The 14,654-nt window shown below is 63.1% G+C and carries 13 protein-coding genes and 1 tRNA gene; all 14 read right to left on the bottom strand.

The features are described 5' to 3' along the window. Positions 1-121: 121 nt before the first annotated feature. The 14 genes from KIH76_RS09135 to uvrC all read right to left on the bottom strand — a co-directional run bounded on the left by KIH76_RS09135 (position 122) and on the right by uvrC (position 14,649). A tRNA-Pro gene (locus tag KIH76_RS09135) sits at positions 122-198 on the bottom strand. A 453-nt stretch (positions 199-651) separates the two neighbouring features. Continuing rightward, positions 652-1,380 (bottom strand): DUF1287 domain-containing protein, encoded by a 729-nt coding sequence (locus KIH76_RS09130; RefSeq protein WP_214374732.1) that lies wholly within the window; start codon positions 1,378-1,380, stop codon positions 652-654. A 379-nt stretch (positions 1,381-1,759) separates the two neighbouring features. Continuing rightward, positions 1,760-3,316, bottom strand: a complete 1,557-nt coding sequence (locus KIH76_RS09125) for an anthranilate synthase component I (protein ID WP_214374723.1) — start codon at positions 3,314-3,316, stop codon at positions 1,760-1,762. Continuing rightward, positions 3,313-3,741: a phosphoribosyl-AMP cyclohydrolase gene (gene hisI / locus KIH76_RS09120; RefSeq protein ID WP_214374722.1), complete on the bottom strand. Its 429-nt coding sequence runs from the start codon at positions 3,739-3,741 to the stop codon at positions 3,313-3,315. Before hisI ends, KIH76_RS09125 begins: the two co-directional genes overlap by 4 nt. A gap of 63 nt (positions 3,742-3,804) precedes the next feature. Beyond that, positions 3,805-4,575: an imidazole glycerol phosphate synthase subunit HisF gene (gene hisF / locus KIH76_RS09115; protein WP_214374721.1), complete on the bottom strand. Its 771-nt coding sequence runs from the start codon at positions 4,573-4,575 to the stop codon at positions 3,805-3,807. A gap of 139 nt (positions 4,576-4,714) precedes the next feature. Then, positions 4,715-5,560: an HAD family hydrolase gene (locus KIH76_RS09110; protein WP_219070401.1), complete on the bottom strand. Its 846-nt coding sequence runs from the start codon at positions 5,558-5,560 to the stop codon at positions 4,715-4,717. Then, complete coding sequence (locus tag KIH76_RS09105; RefSeq protein WP_214374719.1) at positions 5,557-6,507, bottom strand: L-lactate dehydrogenase; 951 nt, start codon at positions 6,505-6,507, stop codon at positions 5,557-5,559. Before KIH76_RS09105 ends, KIH76_RS09110 begins: the two co-directional genes overlap by 4 nt. A 76-nt stretch (positions 6,508-6,583) precedes the next feature. After that, complete coding sequence (gene secG / locus KIH76_RS09100) at positions 6,584-6,841, bottom strand: preprotein translocase subunit SecG (RefSeq protein WP_094729977.1); 258 nt, start codon at positions 6,839-6,841, stop codon at positions 6,584-6,586. Positions 6,842-6,942: 101 nt separating this feature from the next. Next, on the bottom strand, positions 6,943-7,743 hold the full coding sequence (gene tpiA / locus KIH76_RS09095) for a triose-phosphate isomerase (protein WP_219070398.1): 801 nt from the start codon (positions 7,741-7,743) through the stop codon (positions 6,943-6,945). Positions 7,744-7,818: 75 nt separating this feature from the next. Then, complete coding sequence (locus tag KIH76_RS09090) at positions 7,819-9,024, bottom strand: phosphoglycerate kinase (RefSeq protein ID WP_214374717.1); 1,206 nt, start codon at positions 9,022-9,024, stop codon at positions 7,819-7,821. Between the two features lie 170 nt (positions 9,025-9,194). Continuing rightward, the gene (gene whiA, locus KIH76_RS09085; protein WP_214374716.1) at positions 9,195-10,142 is read right to left on the bottom strand and encodes a DNA-binding protein WhiA; all 948 of its coding nucleotides are present in this window, start codon (positions 10,140-10,142) and stop codon (positions 9,195-9,197) included. Positions 10,143-10,316: 174 nt separating this feature from the next. Then, positions 10,317-11,276: an RNase adapter RapZ gene (gene rapZ / locus KIH76_RS09080; RefSeq protein ID WP_214374715.1), complete on the bottom strand. Its 960-nt coding sequence runs from the start codon at positions 11,274-11,276 to the stop codon at positions 10,317-10,319. Continuing rightward, the gene (locus KIH76_RS09075; RefSeq protein WP_219070396.1) at positions 11,276-12,223 is read right to left on the bottom strand and encodes a shikimate dehydrogenase family protein; all 948 of its coding nucleotides are present in this window, start codon (positions 12,221-12,223) and stop codon (positions 11,276-11,278) included. The genes rapZ and KIH76_RS09075 overlap by 1 nt, the downstream gene beginning before the upstream one ends. 89 nt (positions 12,224-12,312) lie before the next feature. Continuing rightward, on the bottom strand, positions 12,313-14,649 hold the full coding sequence (gene uvrC / locus KIH76_RS09070) for an excinuclease ABC subunit UvrC (RefSeq protein ID WP_214374713.1): 2,337 nt from the start codon (positions 14,647-14,649) through the stop codon (positions 12,313-12,315). Between the last annotated feature and the right edge of the window lie 5 nt (positions 14,650-14,654).

Genomic DNA, 14,654 nt, shown 5'->3' with positions numbered 1-14,654 from the left:
CGATATGAGGCGTGTCATGGGGGCATCGTGTCTGGTCGTGTCTGAATCGTGTCTGAGCGGGCAAAAAGAGGGGAGGAGGGAGAAACGAAAAAGCCCGGAATCGTTGAAATTCCGGGCTTTCTGGTCGGACCAGCGGGATTTGAACCCGCGACCCCTTGACCCCCAGTCAAGTGCGCTACCAAACTGCGCTATGGTCCGATGTTGCATGAAACAACAGGAAGCAAATCTACCTCATGCAGTCGAATTAGCCAAATCGGCGTGTCTTCATCCGGCAATACAGCAATGTCCCACGCATATGTTCGCCCCCCTTCTCCTTCAACGGGAATCAGATCAAAGCGGCAGACGCACACGACACCATCCGGAACGCGAAACGATCAGACGAAACGCACAACACGTTGTTGAAAACACCGGACACCAAAAATATGAACAACATGTTGAGCATATAGAAGTCATGTTCACCCGGTTACTTAACCAGCAACCCGAACTCGCAGGAATCGCCATATCGACGGACGTATCGCCTCCAACGGCTGAAACGGCCGCGCCCGTGGAGCACGCCGGCTGCGGACAAGACCATCGCGTACGCGGGCGAGAACGAACCCCGTGATGTCATATCCGATGCGGAGACGCCGCTAACGAAGACGCCACGCAGGATCACCGCCACGCCTTGAGTACCAACTGCGGAACCTTGGATGCGTCGAAACGGTAGTGACCGGTGACGGTCATATGCCGCGCGAAAGCGAGATAGTTGTTCTCCCGTTGCCGTTGCGCCATGTTATGCAGGACGTACGGGATGCCGTCACTATCACGTTTGTCGGAGATCACGCCGATGTGCCTGACATGTTCGAACACGACGATGTCGCCGCCCTGCCATTGCCCGCGATCCGACACGTCAGTGGTGAGCGTCTGCCCGTACTTGGAAAAGAACACGTCCAGCACGCCGGTGCGTCGGAAGTCGATGCTCGGGTCAGGATCGCCGACAACGGCGGCGTAGCTGGCGGGATCCGCCTCGATATCCGCATCGACCATGGCCTTGAGGTCGTATCCCGCCTCTCGAAAGGCCCGCCAGACCAGATCAGTGCATGCGCCACGGTCATCCGGAGGGTAACCACCCTGATAATAGCCGCTGTCATAGGTCGGTGCGGCCTGTGCGTCCTTGCGAGCGCCGGCGACGATATCGGTGTAGTCGTCCACGCCGTTGCCGTTGAAATCGACCGGGCTGGTTTCCTTCGGATATCGGCGTTCTGCCTCGTCTGCCGACATGGTATCCTTCGATCCTGCATCGCGGGACGCGGGCAGTGCGTTCACGATGTCCGCAGCCAACCCGTTCCAAGGCACCGATCGGCTCAGACGACGCAAGGCCAGCGCACCTCCCGTCAGCATGATCGTCAGCGATGCTACGACCAGTATCGCAGAACCCCATCTTCTCCATTCCGCATATCGTCCTGTCCGCTGCCGGCGATCTTCGGTATCATGGAACTCCGCATCCGTATTCTCATGTCCTGTCATACGTCGTCTCCAATCGATATGCAAGCCGCGCATGCGCACGGCATGGGTTTTGTATTGCGGCGGCCCATCCGTAAATCACATCCATACGCGGATAGTGTCATCTGACCGGCCCGGCGCGGGTATCACGCCATTCCCAGCACTGTAGCCGTCGAAACGAATGTGAGGGGGTTGCCATACAGAAAACCTGTATGACAACCCCCTCACACACGCATCAGGTCTCGTTGTCACCTGACGATACGGGACAGACCGATAGCTACAGTGCGCGCAACTGCGCGGCGATCTTGACCGCTTCCACGCTGGCCTCGGCTTTGTTGCGCGTCTCCTGCCACTCGGTGGCGGGCACGGAGTCGAGCACGATGCCCGCGCCGGCCTGCACGCTCGCCTCATGGTCGCGGATGAACGCGGTGCGGATCGCGATGGCCATGTCGAGATTGCCGGAGAAGTCGAAGTAGCCGACAGTGCCGCCATAGATGCCGCGGTCGGCTGGTTCCAGCTCGTCGATGATCTCGATCGCACGCGGCTTGGGCGCGCCCGACAGCGTACCGGCCGGGAATGCCGAGGTGAACACGTCGAACGCGGTCATGTCGGGGTTCACGCGGCCGGTGACGGTCGAGCAGATGTGCATGATGTGGCTGAACCGTTTAATGTCCATGAGCGAGACGACCTCGACGGTGGTCGGGTCGCATACGCGGCTCAGATCGTTGCGGGCGAGGTCGACGAGCATGATGTGCTCGCTACGCTCCTTCGGGTCGGCGAGCAGCTCCTTGGCAAGGCGCGCGTCCTCCTCCGGGGTCTTGCCCCGCGGACGGGAGCCGGCGATCGGGAATGTCATCGCGTGTCCGTTGTCGACCTTGATGAGCGTTTCCGGGCTGGAGCCGATCACGTTGAAGTCTCGGCCCTCGGCGTCGGTGAGCGTCATGAAGTACATGTACGGGCTCGGGTTGAGCGTGCGCAGCACACGGTACACGTCGAACGGGTCGGCCGGCGAATCGATGTCAAGCCGCTGCGAGATGACGACCTGGAACACGTCGCCGTCCACGATATGCTTCTTGGCGGCTTCCACGGCCTGCTCGTAATGGCTCTTCTCAGTGCGGAACCGCAGCTCGGGCTGAGCGACCGTCTCATCAAGAACGTTCACACGTGATTCGCCGTCGACCGGCGTGGCCGCGTCACGTTGCATCTGATCAAGCCGTGCGACGGCCTCGTTGTACGCGGCGTCGGCACGGGTCGGCTTGTCGTCCACGTTCACTGCGTTCGCGATGAGCCACACCGAGCCGGACACATGGTCGACCACGGCGATGTCGGTGGCCAACGCGAGCACTGTCTCCGGCTGGCCCGTCTCGTTCGGCGCTTCGGCGCGCAGCGTCGGCTCCCAGTGGCGGATCGCATCCCAGCCGACGGTGCCGGCCAGACCGCTGGTCAGGTTTGGCAGACCGTCCACGTGCGGCGCTTTGAGTGTCTTCAGCGCGGCGTGCGCGACCTCTATCACGTCGCCGCTGGTCGGCACTCCGGTCGGCACGGTGCCCAGCCAGTCCGCTTTGCCGTCATTGGACCGCAACTGGGCCATCGACCGTACTCCGATGAAGCTGTAGCGGCTCCATGTGCCGCCGTATTCGGCCGATTCGAGAATGAACGTGCCGGTCCTGCCTCCGGCGAGACGCTCGTAAAAGCCGACCGGCGTGAGCGAGTCGGCAAGCAGACGACGCACGATCGGGATCACGCGGTAGCCTTCATCGGCCAGTTCGTGGAACTGTTCACGGCTCGGCCAGGTCGCGCCCCATGTCAGATGTTCGACGCTGCATTCGCTCATGCCCGTTCCTCCTGTTCCTTCGCTGCGTTTTCGCTGCCCGTCTGTGTCGCCGTACGGTGTCCTTCGACGCACGGCAGCGGGCCTCCTTCGAGAAAACAGCTGCGCTTGCCGGTATGGCATGCGGCCCCTACCTGGTCGACCTCGACAAGCAGCGCATCCCCGTCGCAGTCGAGCGACACTGATTTCACATACTGCACATGTCCTGACGTATCGCCTTTGCGCCAGTATTCCTGCCTCGAACGCGACCAGAACGTGACCCGGCCGGTGGTGAGCGTGCGGCGCAGCGCCTCGTCGTTCATATAGCCGACCATGAGCACTTCATGCGTGTCGTACTGCTGAATGACCGCGGCGACCAGTCCCTTGGCGTCTCGTTTGAGACGCTCGGCGATGCGTGGGTCGAGTGTCGTGCTGTTGTCGTATTCCATGACCTGTCCGTCCCTCTTTGCTGGATGCGATGACGATATGCCGTTACGGTTCTGCGAGACCGGTCAGCGCACGGTGTAGCCGGCGCGACGCAGCTCATCCTTGACCTCGCCGATGGTGACCTTGCCGTAATGGAAGATCGATGCGGCGAGCACCGCGTCGGCGCCGGCCTCGATCGCCGGCGGAAAATCGGCCGCCTTGCCGGCGCCGCCCGATGCGATGATCGGGATCTTCACTTCCTTGCGCACGGCCCTGATCATCTCGAGATCGAATCCTTGCTGCGTGCCGTCCGCATCCATCGAATTGAGCAGGATTTCGCCCGCACCGAGCTCCTCGGCCCGTTTGGCCCACCAGATCGCGTCGATGCCGGTCGACTTGCGGCCACCCATCGTCGTCACTTCGAAACCGGACTGCGTGTGCTGTTCGCCGCGTTCGCGACGCGCGTCGACCGACAATACGAGCACCTGGTTGCCGAATCGGTCGGCGACGCGGCTGATGAGCGTCGGATCGTTGATCGCGGCGGTGTTCACGCCGACCTTGTCCGCGCCGCAGCGCAACAGGGAATCCACGTCCTCCGGCGTACGCACGCCACCGCCGACGGTGAGCGGGATGAAGATCTGTTCGGCGGTGCGGGCCACCACGTCGATCATGGTCTGCCGGTGCGAGCTGGATGCGGTCACGTCGAGGAACGTCAGCTCGTCGGCTCCCTGCCGATAGTATTCGGCCGCCAGCTCGACCGGGTCGCCGGCGTCGCGCAGGTTCTCGAAATGCACGCCTTTGACCACACGACCCGCATCGACGTCCAAGCATGGGATGACTCGAATGGCCAGCGACATATCCACTCCTGTTGTTGCGCGTTACGTTACCGCACAACAGGTTAGCGTGCAGCCGTTACAGCCGGCGGGCGCGATTCCGTTACGTGGAACGCGCCCGCGACGGCGCGAATCGTCGGGCCGGGCCGACCTTGCGCGCAGATCACAGCAGCCGCGCCTCGATCCACTGCGCGACGCCGTCTTCGTTGTTGCTTGGGCATATCTCGTCCGCGATGTCGATCACTTTCGGATTCGCGTTCGCCACGGCCACGCCGAGCCCGGACTCCTGCATCATCGCGATGTCGATCACGTCGTCTCCGAACGTGACGGTATGCTCCAGCGGTACGCCCAGCCGGTCGCACACGATGCGCAGCGCATGTTCCTTGTTGGCCTCGGGGCTCATGAGCATCCACATCGTGCCTTCGGAGATGTGCACGTCGAAATCGTCCGGCACCATCGTCTCCAGCCGTTTCCACTGTTCGTCGTCGGGGAAGACGGTGATTTTGTCGGCGATGCCGGCGGGGACGTCACCGTCCGAAAAGTCGGTGTAGCGCCACGTCTGAGTCTTCCAGTAGACGCTGACGTCGAAGTTCGTGTACCTCACGTCGTCCATCACGATGCCGACCTTGAGTCCCGGCAGTTCACGCAGGAAATCGCGGCACACCTCACAAGCGCGGGAGGACGGGAAACCGATCTTTTCGAGATGGCCGTCCTCGGCCGGTCGTTTGCCGGTGAGCAGATCGAAGTCGGATCGCGCGGGGTCGAAGTCGATCAGCGCGCCGTTCAGGTAGATGACCGCGTCGGCCGGCAGCCTGTCGGCGAAGGCGAGTCCGGTGCTGACCGGACGTGCGGTGGCGATGACGAACTTGATGCCGCGTTCGTGCATACGCTCGATCGTCGCGACGGCCCGATCGGTGATGGAACGCTGTTCGAACGTCTGTCCGTCATGCAGCAGCGTACCATCGAGATCGGCGACGACCAGCCGGTATCCGGCTCGCGCGCCGCTCACAGCAGACCCTCGCAGTGCTCGCGGACGATGTCGGCAGAACGGTGCAGCTTGGCGAGTTCGTCGTCGGTCAGGTCGAGTTCGACGATCTCGTTCGCGCCGTTGGCGCGCAGTTCGGTGGGCACTCCGAGGAACACGTCATGCTCGCCGTATTCGCCGTCGAGCAGCGTGGAGACGGGCACGATGCGGCGCTCGTCCCACAGAATCGTCTGTACGATGCCGGCGACGGTGGAGGCGATGCCGTAGTTGGTGCCGCCCTTGGCCCTGACGATCTCGTCGCCGCGGCGACGCGTCTTCTCCTCGACCTCGGCGGTGGAGACGGACGAGAAACGACTCTGGTTGTCGGCGAGGAACCTCACGAACGGTTTGCCGCCAAGCGAGACGGTCGACCATGCGGCGAACTGCGAGTTGCCGTGCTCGCCCATGACGAAACCGCCCACGTTGCGCGGGTCGAGGCCGGTCTCCTCGCCGATGATGGTCTTGAGTCGAGAGGTGTCAAGCGCCGTGCCGGTACCAAGCACCTGCGTGCGCGGCAGGCCGGAACGTTTCCATGCGTACCAGGCCATCACGTCGACCGGATTGGACACCATGATGATCACGCCGTCGAAGCCGGATGCCATGACCCGGTCGATCACGTCGCCGACCAGTCCGACCGTGAAGCCGAGTTCGGCCATGCGGTTCGAGTTCGCCGGCGGCTTGCGTCCCACGGTGATGACGACGATGTCCGCGTCCTTACAGTCGGAGTAGTCGCCGACGCGCACCTTGACGTGACGGTCCTGGAATTCGCTGCCGTCGTCGAGGTCGCGGGCTTCCCCCAACGCCTTGTCGGCGAAATGGTCGATGAGGACGAGTTCGTTGCACAGGCCGTGCGTGACGATGCCGAACGCGGCGGTCGAGCCGACCTGACCGGTGCCGACGATGACGACGCGATTGCGGTTTGCGGTGACCATGAGTCGATCCTTTCCTTCATGAAAAATGAGCCATGATCGATCGGGATCATGGCTCATTGCGATGTCGTATAGGCTATCAGACGAGGTTGAACTTGGTCATCAGGCCGAGGGCGATAATGATCGCCACCCACAGCAGGGCGATGATGACGGTCCAACGGTTCAGGTTCTTCTCGGCCACGCCCGAAGAGCCCGCGTTCTGCGTCAGGCCGCCGCCGAACATGTCGGACAGGCCGCCGCCCTTGCCCTTGTGCATGAGGATGAGCAGGGTGAGCAGCAGGCTGAAGATGACGACGATGATCTGCAGCACAAGCTTGACGATGGCCCAAGCGGACATATGAGAACCTCCAGTTCTAAATCACACTGCCCTACACCATAGCGCAAGGGCTTGAACATTGCGTTCGCGGCGTTGGAATGCGGACGTCTCCGACCGTCACGTCAGCGGCCGTCCGCCACGGCAATGGTCAGCCGCGATATCCGAGCCAACTCGTCGGCGTCCAGTGCGGCCCCGCCGATGAGGAATCCGTCGACGTCCGGTTCGCGGATCAGTTCGGCCGCGTTCTTCGAGCTGACGGATCCGCCGTACAGGATGCGCACGCCGTCGGCGATATCCGCGCCGAACGTTGCCTTCAAATCGTCACGGATCGCCTTGGCCGCGTCCTGAGCGGTGCGGGGCGTGGCGACCATGCCCGTACCGATGGCCCACACCGGCTCGTAGGCGATGATGAGCTTGGCGGCCTGATCGCGCGACAGATCGCGGGTGACGTCGTGCACCTGGCCCACGGCGAAGTCGAGCTCGATGCCTTGACGCCTTTCCTCAAAACTTTCGCCGACGCACAGGATCGGACGCATGCCGGCCGCGAGCACGGCGCGCACTTGGTCGACGATGTTCGCGTCATCCTCGGGATGGTATTTGCGCCGTTCGGAATGACCGACGATCACGTAGGTGCAGCCAAGCGCGGCGAGCATGTCGGCGGACACGTCACCGGTGAACGAGCCCTGCGTGGTCACGGAGACGGACTGCGCACCATAGCGGATCTTGAGGTTGTCGGCTTCGACAAGCACCTGCACGCTGCGGATGGACGTGAACGACGGCATGAGCGCGACCTCGCAGCGCTTGTAGTCGAAGTGCGCGTCTCGTAGCAGCCAGACGAGCTTCTGCACGAAATACGTGGCCTCGAGATGGTCGAAGTTCATTTTCCAGTTGCCAGCCACCAGCGGGATGCGCTTGGACGCCATACGTATGTCTCCTAACGACTAAATAGGCTCCCCGTTGGCAAGGGGAGCCTATCGAACATGAGAAAAGGGAAAGCCTTACTCGAGCACCTTCAGGCCCGGCAGTTCCTTGCCCTCGAGGAACTCGAGGGAGGCGCCGCCACCGGTGGAGATGTGCGAGAAGCCGTCCTCCGGGAAGCCGAGGTTGCGCACCGCGGAGGCGGAGTCGCCGCCGCCGACGATGGTGAACGCGCCGGCCTTGGTCGCATCGACCAGTCCCTGCGCCACGGCACGGGTGCCGTCGGCGAAAGCCGCGATCTCGAACACGCCCATCGGGCCGTTCCACACGACGGTCTTGGAGTCCACGATCTTGTCGTGGAACAGCTTCTGGGACTCCGGGCCGATGTCGAGGCCCATCTTGTCGGCCGGGATGGCGTCAGCCGGAACGACCTCCGGAGCAACGTCGGCGTCGGACTTCGGGAAGCCCGGGTTCACGACGATGTCGGTCGGCAGCACGAGCTCGACGCCGTTCTTCTCGGCGGTCTCGATGTAGCCCTTGACCTTGTCGAGCTGGTCTTCCTCGAGCAGGGAGGTGCCGACCTCGTAGCCCTTGGCCTTGAGGAAGGTGAACACCATGCCGCCGCCGATGACGAGGCGGTTGGCCTTGTCGAGCAGGTTCTCGATCACGCCGAGCTTGTCGGAGACCTTGGAACCACCGAGCACGACGGTGAACGGGCGCTCCGGGTTCTCGGTGGCCTTGGACAGGGCCTTGACTTCCTTCTCGACCAGCAGGCCCGCGGCGGCCGGCAGGTCGGCGGCCACGTCGTAGTTGGAGCCCTGGGCGCGGTGCACGACACCGAAGCCGTCGGAGACGAAGGCCTCGCCGAGGGCGGCGATCTTCTTAGCGTAGGCGGCGCGCTCGGCCGGATCCTTGCTGGTCTCCTCCGGGTTGAAGCGCACGTTCTCGAGCAGCACCACGTCACCGTCGTTCATCGCGGCGACCTTGGCCTGCGCGTCCTCGCCATAGGTGTCCTTGGCCAGCGGCACGGTGATGCCGAGCAGCTCGCCGAGACGGGCGGCGACCGGAGCCAGGGACAGCTCGGGAACAACCTTGCCCTTCGGGCGGCCGAGATGGGCCATCAGGATGACCTTCGCGCCCTCTTCGCGCAGCGTCTTGATGGTCGGCAGGGCGGCCTTGATACGACCATCATCGGTGATCGTGGTGCCGTCCAGCGGGACATTGAAATCGGCGCGAACCAGAACGCGCTTGCCCTTGAGATCTCCAAGATCCTTGAGTGTCTTCATGAATATCCTTTCCTAACCGCGCGGTCCGAAGCATGCGCGACGGGTCGCGGGAAGAGTGGTGACGTGGATACGCCATTAGCGATGATACAAGGCCGAACGAACAAAAACACCGCCATTCGCAAGATGCGAGGCGGTGTTTTGCTTGACGGATCATTTCGCCGGCGGACGGATCAGAAGCTGACGCCCTTCGCCTTGGCGGTCTTGTCGGCCAGCTGCAGCAGACGACGGATACGTCCTGCGATCGCATCCTTGGTAATGGGCGGATCGGCCAGACGGCCAAGCTCCTCGAGGCTGGCGTCACCGTGGTCGAGGCGGAGCTGTCCCGCCGCCTTGAGGTTCTCGGGCACATCGTCGCCGAGGATCTCGAAGGCCTTGCGCACCTTCTCGCTCGCTTCGGCGGCGGCCTTGGCACTACGGCGCATGTTCGCGTCGTCGAAGTTCGCCAGACGGTTCGCCTTGCCGCGGGCCTCGCCGTCGGAACGCTTACCGGTCCATTCGCGGGCGGAACGGGGAGCGCCCATAAGGTTGAGCATGCGTTCGATCGCGTCGGGGTCCTTGAGTGTCACGCGTTCGGAGCTGCGCAGCTGGCGCGGCTTCGCGCTGATGCCGAGGCGCCGAGCCGCGCCGGCCAGTGCAAGGGCGGCCTCGTTGCACGGGCAGGTGATCTCGAGATAGCTGGCCTTGCCCGGATCGGACAGGCCGCCGTGCGCGAGGAACGCACCGCGCCATGCGGCCTTGACCTGCGCAATGTTGCCGTTGACGATCTCTGCCGGCAGGCCGCGCACCAGTTGCTTGCGCCGGTCGAGCAGACCGGTCTGCAGCGCGAGCGCCGCGCCGCCCCGGTCGACGTGGACGAGATAGCGCTGTACGGTGCCGCTGGGCGTCTGACGGGCCACCTGAGTGAGTACCGCCTCATGGCCATACAGGTCACGGATGTTGTCCTGAAGCCACTTGGCGGCTTCAAGGGAATCGAATTGAGCCTGCACGATGATCTGCCTCTGCACGAGCCTCAATCCGCCGCCGAAACGAATCATCGCGGTGACCTGCGCCTTGCGGGCCGCAGGCAGTTCGTTATCGATTGCGGCGAGTTCGCTTTTGACGTCATCCAGAAGAGCCAAGAGCCAACCTCCTACTTCCCGTTCTCTTCGCCGTTTCGGCCTGTTGCTTGGGCATCCACCCATCGTGCCATCGGCTTACTGTGATATCTGATCACTTGGACAACTCAAGCGCATTCAATCACACTTTGGGCTGTGATTTCTCGCCATGTGGTCATCAGTATTGAGACCGACGGATCACCGGTCGCCATGCCGACGTTGCAGCTCACGTGCCGAGACGCTGACGGTGAGACCATGCGCACGCAATCGCACGGCAAGCGCCTCGCTCATGGCGACGGAGCGATGCTGCCCACCAGTGCATCCGATGGCGATGGTCACGAAATGCTTGTCCTCCTGCGCATACCCCTTTAGCGCAACGAGGATGGCCTGTTCGTACGCGTCGAGGAACTCCCCCGCGCCCTCGCTGCCCAGCACATAGTCCGACACCGGCTTGTCCTGACCGGTGAGCTCCCTCAGGCTCGGCACCCAGAACGGGTTCGGCAGGAAGCGCACGTCGGCCACGAAGTCGGCATCCAAGGGAACGCCGTATTTGAACCCGAAGCTGAAGATATGCACCGCCACGGTCTTCGGGCCGGAGCCGAGCAGTGCCTCGTACAGCTTGGTCGACAGCTGGTGGATGCTCAACGCGGAGGTGTCGATGACGACATCAGCGCGTTCCTTGAGGTTCATGAGCAGCGCGCGCTCCTCTTTGATGCCGTCGATGAGACGGTTGCCGTGCTGCAGGGGATGCGGGCGGCGCACGGATTCGTAGCGTTTGATGAGCACGTCGTTGCTGGCATCGAGGAACAGGATGCGGGTCTTGACACCGAGATCGTCGAGATGGCTGAGCACGGCGGACAGGTCGTCGAAGTATTCGCGCGAGCGCACGTCGATGACGGCGGCGAGCTTGTGCACGCCGGTGCCGGATCGTCCGCCGCCCTGGGTCATCATATCGACCAACGGCACCAGCAGCTTCGGCGGGATATTGTCGACCACGTACCAGCCCATGTCCTCGACGCTGTCGGCGGCATGGGAACGCCCGGCGCCGGACATGCCGGTGATGAGCAGCACTTCGAAGCCGTCGGCGGGAGCGGGTTCGCTGCCGCCGGGCGTATTCGCGGTTGCGGAAACGGTTGTCCGCAATGCCGTTTCGGTCATCACAATGCCTCCTCAAGCGCCTCGCGCATGGGCTGTTCCAATACCGTCATCCAATCACGCCCGTCCAAGGCCGCTTCGCCTTGGGAACCGGTCATGAGCCGCACCTGTAGAATGGCTTGGTACAGCAGCATCTCCTCGCCGCCCATCGCCATCGCGCCACGCTCGCGCCACGCACGGATCAGCGCGCTGGGACGCGGATCGTACACCACGTCCAGCAGTATTCCCTTCGGACGGAACATATCGTCCGCTGCGATCTGTTGCGCGATCGCGTCGGCGGCATGTCCGGGAATCGTGCTGATGACGATGTCGGCGTCACGCAGGGTTTCGGCGATGTCGTCCAGCGTGGTCTCGCACAGGTCGATGGTGTCATCGCCGGCTATGATGCGGGTCAGATCGGGGTTCTTGCCGGGATTCCGGGCAGCCACGGTGATCGTGCCGCGGGAGGATGAAGAGGTTCCCGCGATCATGACCGCGGCGGCGCTCACCGCCGATGCCGCCGTGTTGCCGTTGCCGATGACGACCGCGTGGGCAAGATCACGTTCTTCCAGGGACGGGCCGGAATCGACGTCGCAGGCATGGCCGAAGGCATAGAGAATGCCCGGCACATCGGTGTTGTACAGCGAGATGGCCGGCCGGCCGCCGTTATTCTCAGCGTCCGCCCAGTTGAATACGGCCGTATTGGCAACGTTCAGCCGCTCGGCCCACGCATCCTTGGGAGTGCCATACGGCTGAATGGTTTTCTTGAGCGGCATGGTCAGGCTCAGGCCATGCCATGTCGGGTCGAGCCCGTTCAGGAAATCGCCAAGATCAGTCTCACCGACCTCGTGACGCCCATACTCCCAATCGTCAAGTCCCAGCGCATGATAGGCGGCGTTGTGCAACACCGGTGACAGCGAATGTGCGATGGGCTTGCCGAGCACGGCGCAATGGTTGACGGTCTGTGCCATATCCCCTCCTTCGTTCCGTTCCCATCCTAGCCCATGCGACGACGGACGGTCGAGGTGGTACTCATCTGTCCACTGTCGCCAATCCGCGATCAGGCGTTCGACGATTTCGACGATTGTTGCTGCGGCTGCGCGTGCAAGGCGCGGTATATGGTCTCAGCCTTGGCATGGCCGACGCCCTTGACCTGTTCGAGCTCCTCGACGCTGGCTTCGCGCATGGCGCGGACCGAACCGAAGTGGCCGAGTAGTCGTTTCTGGTAGGCTTCACCAATGCCAGGAATGTCGTCCAACGCGGAGCGCAGAGCGCCTTTGCGCCGGGTCTGTCGGTGATAGGTGATGGCGAACCGGTGGGATTCGTCGCGCACACGTTGCAGCAGGTACATGCCTTGGGACTGGCGCTTGAGGATGATCGGGTAATCGTCGTCCGGCACCCATACCTCTTCGAGCCGTTTGGCCAGTCCGCACAACGCCACGTCGTCCACACCACAGTCGGCGAGCGCCTTGGCCGCGGCCATGACCTGAGGCTGTCCGCCGTCGACGACGATGAGGTTCGGCTTATAGGCGAAGCGCCGCCGATCCGTGTTTTGCTGCACGACGCTCTGCCGCATGGCCGGTGAGATCGTCGAATCGTTGTTGCCGAATGCCGATTCGTCCATGCAGTTCTGTTCTCCGGCCACATCCGCAGCCTCGCGCTCTCGGCGTTCGTTGTCTATGCTTTCTCCGGAGTCGCCGGCGATGTTGCCGTGCTTAAACCGTCTGGTCAGCGTTTCGTACAGGGCGCTCAGATCGTCGGCCACGCCATTGCCGTCCTTGCCCCGAATGGCGAAGCGGCGGTATTCGGACTTCTTGGCGAGCGCGTCCTCGAACACCACCATCGAGGCGACTTGGAAAGCACCGCCGACGGTATTCGAGATGTCGTAGCATTCGATGCGCAACGGCGCCTGTGCAAGGCCCAGTGCCCTAGCTACGTCGTTCATGGCGTCGGAGCGTGCGCCCATGTCGCTGATGCGGCTCATCTTGCTGCGTTGCAGCGCCTGATTCGCATTGTCCGTCGCGCGTTCCATCAGTGTCTTCTTCTCGCCACGCTGCGCGGTGCGGATGGTCACGGCCGCACCGCGCAGCCCGGATAGCCACGATTCGAGTTCCTCGCGGCGAACGGGTTCGACTGGGACGATGACCTCCCGCGGGATCGGTGAGATCGGTGCGAGCAGGTCGGCCCGGCCTGTCTGCTCCTGACGTTCGTGCCGTTCTCGGGTCGCCTGGGCTCTGGACACCGCGTCAGTCGCGGTCATCGACTGGGTCGAGCCGATCGCCTCGCGCCTCTCTTCGACCTTGGTAGCGACGTCGCCGGCATCCCTGGGATCCTCGCCCGCATACACCTGTACGATGAGATCGGCGATCAGTTCCGCGTCACTGATGTCCTCAACACGTTCGACGCTCCAGTTGCGCTCCCCTCGTATCGATCCGTCGCGCACGTAAAATGCGTGCACCGACGCCTCGAGTTCATCGCAGGCCATGCCGAACACGTCGGCGTCCACGTCTTGGTCGAATACAACCGCGTTCTGCTGCATGACAGTGCCGAGCATCTGGATCTCGTCGCGCAGCCGTGCGGCCTTCTCGAACTCGAGTTCGGCGCTGGCTTCTTTCATGTCGCGCGTGAGCTGGGCGATGTACGATTTGCCGAGTCTGCCGGTCATCACGCCGACCAACTGCTCGCACATGCGGCGATGGTCTTTGGCGTCGATGCGGCGAACGCACGGCGCGGAGCATTTGCCGATCGAGGCGAGCAGACAGGGCCGTCCCGTCAGTTCGGCCTTGCGGAACACGCTGTCGGTGCAGGTGCGCACGGGAAATGTGCGTAGCAGCTTGTCCAGCGATTTGCGCAGCTCCCATACCTTCGCGTACGGTCCGAAATACCGGCTGTCACGTCGCTTGCGACTGCGCGTCACCCACACGCGCGGGTATGTCTCCCCCGCCGAGATAGCCAGATACGGGTAGGTCTTGTCGTCTCGAAACTGCACGTTGAACCGCGGGTCGAATTCCTTGATCCACGTGTATTCAAGCGTGAGCGCCTCAAGCTCGGTGCCGACGACCGTCCATTCGAGGCTTCGGGCGGTGAGCACCATCGTCTGCGTGCGCGGGTGCAACAGGTAGAGCGGCTGGAAATAGTTGGTCAGCCGGTTGCGCAGGTTTTTGGCTTTACCGACGTAGATCACGCGGCCCTCGCCGTCACGCCATTTGTAGACGCCGGGTTGTGCGGGGATATCGCCGGTTTTCGGGCGGAACAGGTCACGGGTGTCACCGAGCAGCGGCGCACCGTTCCTGTTCACGCCCTTGGACGTGTCGATCGAGGCCATGTCCTGCCGCTGCAGCGCATCCGCGGTTTTGCGCCATACGTCCGGCGCATGTCGTTCGATGTCGTTGGTCATGGCGG

It is taken from the genome of Bifidobacterium simiiventris (genome assembly GCF_019331715.1).
Classification (GTDB): Bacteria; Actinomycetota; Actinomycetes; order Actinomycetales; family Bifidobacteriaceae; genus Bifidobacterium; species Bifidobacterium simiiventris.
This window is presented reverse-complemented; position numbering and strand designations above follow the sequence as displayed.

What these genes read in the sequence shown, in the direction of transcription:
- KIH76_RS09130 (WP_214374732.1), bottom strand. Translation starts at nt 1,380, where the DNA reads ATGCTGACGGGAGGTGCGCTGGCCTTGCGTCGTCTGAGCCGATCGGTG.
- KIH76_RS09125 (WP_214374723.1), bottom strand. Translation starts at nt 3,316, where the DNA reads ATGAGCGAATGCAGCGTCGAACATCTGACATGGGGCGCGACCTGGCCG.
- hisI (WP_214374722.1), bottom strand. Translation starts at nt 3,741, where the DNA reads ATGGAATACGACAACAGCACGACACTCGACCCACGCATCGCCGAGCGT.
- hisF (WP_214374721.1), bottom strand. Translation starts at nt 4,575, where the DNA reads ATGTCGCTGGCCATTCGAGTCATCCCATGCTTGGACGTCGATGCGGGT.
- KIH76_RS09105 (WP_214374719.1), bottom strand. Translation starts at nt 6,507, where the DNA reads ATGGTCACCGCAAACCGCAATCGCGTCGTCATCGTCGGCACCGGTCAG.
- secG (WP_094729977.1), bottom strand. Translation starts at nt 6,841, where the DNA reads ATGTCCGCTTGGGCCATCGTCAAGCTTGTGCTGCAGATCATCGTCGTC.
- tpiA (WP_219070398.1), bottom strand. Translation starts at nt 7,743, where the DNA reads ATGGCGTCCAAGCGCATCCCGCTGGTGGCTGGCAACTGGAAAATGAAC.
- KIH76_RS09090 (WP_214374717.1), bottom strand. Translation starts at nt 9,024, where the DNA reads ATGAAGACACTCAAGGATCTTGGAGATCTCAAGGGCAAGCGCGTTCTG.
- rapZ (WP_214374715.1), bottom strand. Translation starts at nt 11,276, where the DNA reads ATGACCGAAACGGCATTGCGGACAACCGTTTCCGCAACCGCGAATACG.
- KIH76_RS09075 (WP_219070396.1), bottom strand. Translation starts at nt 12,223, where the DNA reads ATGGCACAGACCGTCAACCATTGCGCCGTGCTCGGCAAGCCCATCGCA.
- uvrC (WP_214374713.1), bottom strand. Translation starts at nt 14,649, where the DNA reads ATGACCAACGACATCGAACGACATGCGCCGGACGTATGGCGCAAAACC.